This is a genomic window from Fictibacillus sp. NRS-1165, from assembly GCF_050468105.1.
GTDB classification, from domain to species: domain Bacteria; phylum Bacillota; class Bacilli; order Bacillales; family Fictibacillaceae; genus Fictibacillus_C; species Fictibacillus_C terrinigri.
The window spans coordinates 1-2,595 of the sequence record NZ_JBDPNU010000087.1; the positions used below are offsets into that span (position 1 = coordinate 1).

Annotated in this window: 5 protein-coding genes; all 5 read left to right on the forward strand. The window is 35.8% G+C overall.

Annotated features, from left to right (window positions below; translation table 11 throughout):
• On the forward strand, positions 1 to 218 hold a 218-nt coding region (gvpJ, locus tag ABHN01_RS24060; protein ID WP_429877643.1), incomplete at its 5' end, for a gas vesicle protein GvpJ.
• Entirely contained in the window at positions 196 to 459 is a 264-nt protein-coding gene (locus tag ABHN01_RS24065; RefSeq protein WP_429877644.1) for a gas vesicle protein K, read from the forward strand. The genes gvpJ and ABHN01_RS24065, both read left to right, overlap by 23 nt.
• A 24-nt stretch (positions 460 to 483) precedes the next feature.
• Positions 484 to 834, forward strand: coding sequence for a gas vesicle protein (locus ABHN01_RS24070; RefSeq protein WP_429877645.1), 351 nt, complete (start codon positions 484 to 486; stop codon positions 832 to 834).
• Positions 835 to 1,166: 332 nt separating this feature from the next.
• Positions 1,167 to 1,859, forward strand: a complete 693-nt coding sequence (locus ABHN01_RS24075; protein WP_429877646.1) for a class I SAM-dependent methyltransferase — start codon at positions 1,167 to 1,169, stop codon at positions 1,857 to 1,859.
• A 548-nt stretch (positions 1,860 to 2,407) separates the two neighbouring features.
• Positions 2,408 to 2,595: hypothetical protein (locus ABHN01_RS24080; protein ID WP_429877647.1), on the forward strand; the 188-nt coding region annotated here is incomplete at its 3' end.

Consider the following 2,595-nt stretch of genomic DNA (forward strand, 5'->3'; position numbering starts at 1 on the left):
CGTTTGAAAACAAAGAGATTACTCTGCTGGATTTATTGGATGGCATCATTGATACAGGAGTGGTTGTAAGGGGAGAGATATTGATTTCGATTGCCAATATTGATCTCATCATCATCGATTTAAAGCTCCTTATTTCCTCGATAGAAAGTGCCTTTGAAAACCATAGCCGCAAAATAGCAGAGGAGGCAGTTGCCAGTGGAACGGTTACCTCTGGATAAAACCAATGTTGAGCAAGGTCTGGCTAAGCTGGTGCTGACGGTTATTGAGCTTCTTCGCCAGCTGATGGAGCGGCAGGCAATGCGTAAAGTAGATAGCGGCTTGCTGTCTGATGACCAGTTAGAAGAGCTCGGATTAACCTTGATGAAGCTGGAAGAAAAGATGCTTGAGTTAAAGATTATCTTCGGTTTAGAGCATGAGGAATTGAATATCGAATTGGGACCTTTGGGAAAGTTGTTATGAATCTGCAGACAGGAGAGAATGACCATGCCCGTTCAACAACCGGTACAATCAGGAAATCTGCTGGAAGTATTAGAAAAGATTTTGGACAAAGGGGTTGTCATCGCTGGTGATATTAAAATATCGCTGGCCGATGTCGATCTGTTGACCATAAAAATCCGTCTGCTCGTCGCCTCTGTCGATAAAGCCAAAGAGATTGGCATGGATTGGTGGGAGAAGGATCCCTACTATTCCTCCAAAGGACTGATGGCAGAAAAGGAGAAAGTTTTATTTGAGGAGAGAATTAACCGCCTGGAGAAGCTGGCAGAGGAGGCACGGCCTGTTTTGATGCCAGTGGATAGCAGGAAAAATGGAAATGACCAGGATTTGGACCAGTGAAGAATTGTGTCTGAAACATACTATTTTTCGGTTTTTTATTTTTATGAAAACACGGCTAACACTTAAAATAAAGAATCCGAAGGAAGTTTAGTAGGAAGCCTTATTATGGGCTTCTTTTTTTATTGATGAGGGAAATCATAGTGATCCTAAAGGAGTGAAAAAAGGGATAAAGAGCCTTATTCTTCCACCTTGTGATAATAGTCACAGATATGAATAGCGATGAAATTGAGAGATATCCCTTTCTACATAGAGGGAGCATAGTTGAACAACTTGGTGAATTTCTAATAAGAGCAATTTTTAACCTTAAACGAACAATGTCAGGGGGATAGAATTTGAAAGAATCCATTTACGACCAAATGAATGACTTTTTTGTTCAACTGGTCAAAAAAATCAATCCAAAATACATAGCTGATTTAGGTTGTGGAACTGGAAGATTAGCCTTGTATTTAGGAAAAAAAGGGTATGAAGTATTGGGGATTGACCCAGATATTGACGCGATAGAAACTGCTAAACAAAAAGATAAAAAACAATTAGTTAAATGGAAGATAGGAACTTCAGAACACTTAATGCGTGCATCTTTTGATTTAGTAATGATGACATCCAACGTAGCACAAGTTTTTTTAAAAGATATTGACTGGAATAAAACATTATTAGATATTTTTCATTCATTAAATAACGGCGGATATTTAATATTTGATACAAGAAATCCTCTTCGGCGTGCTTGGGAACAATGGATAAAAGAGAAGACAAAGAAGTTTATTCAAGAGCCGATAACAGGAAGCCAGATGATGGTTTGGCATGAGTTTTTGGAGATAAATGGTCCTGTGGTCAAATATAATACAGTCTATCAAAATGACAATTTGCAAAATACTGCTGAAGAAAGTGCTTTGATTTTTAGAACTAAAGAACAAATAGGAAATGATTTGACCAAAGTAGGTTTTATTGATATTAAAGTTTATGGAGATTGGGGATTTAATGAAGCGAGTGAAAATGTGAATTCTTTTATATTTACAGCCAAAAAGTGATAGAGCAAAAATGAAAACTATCTTAAAACTGAAACTGATACACCATAGATAAGTTTTCTATAATTAAAGGGCAGGTCATTTTACGCATTTCTTACAATCAGGTTCCACCAAAGTAAGTGGTTTTAAAATCGATACTTATCTTACCAAAAGAAAAATTGTTGGAATTATATAAAATGTTAGAGTTGAATCGTGACCCTAAAACCCTTTTAGTACTTTCTCAATTTTGTAAAAATTATTCTTAATTTCATAAGTTAATGTAAAGAAAACTTTACATTTCGCAGAAAGGAACTTTTGACCCACATAAACACGCACCACTTATCCAATCGTATAATACGAAAGTTATTTTACGGATAGTTTCAATAGGTTGTATAGTGTAAATCGATCGTATAAGGCCTTTCTTTCTTTTGTTAACTATCAAAAAAGAGGTCACATTTAAGTCAAATTCACTATACTAAAATACCAAACGCAGAGGTATTTTTCGAACATTACACGGTCGAGTACATTACAATTTTTGGATTAGGACTGTAGTTTACTAAAGGAGTGTTTTTTTGGATATACTTATCTTCTCTTTTTTCATAATAAGTGTTACGTTCCCAGTGTTACATTTATACCATTGTTTACCATGGTTCCGTGAATCTAACGAAACGGTCAAACGAAATCCAAAACTAAAAAAATGGATGATTGATCATGGTTATGAAGATGAAAAGGGAATGAGCATTTTAGTCCCATGTTACAA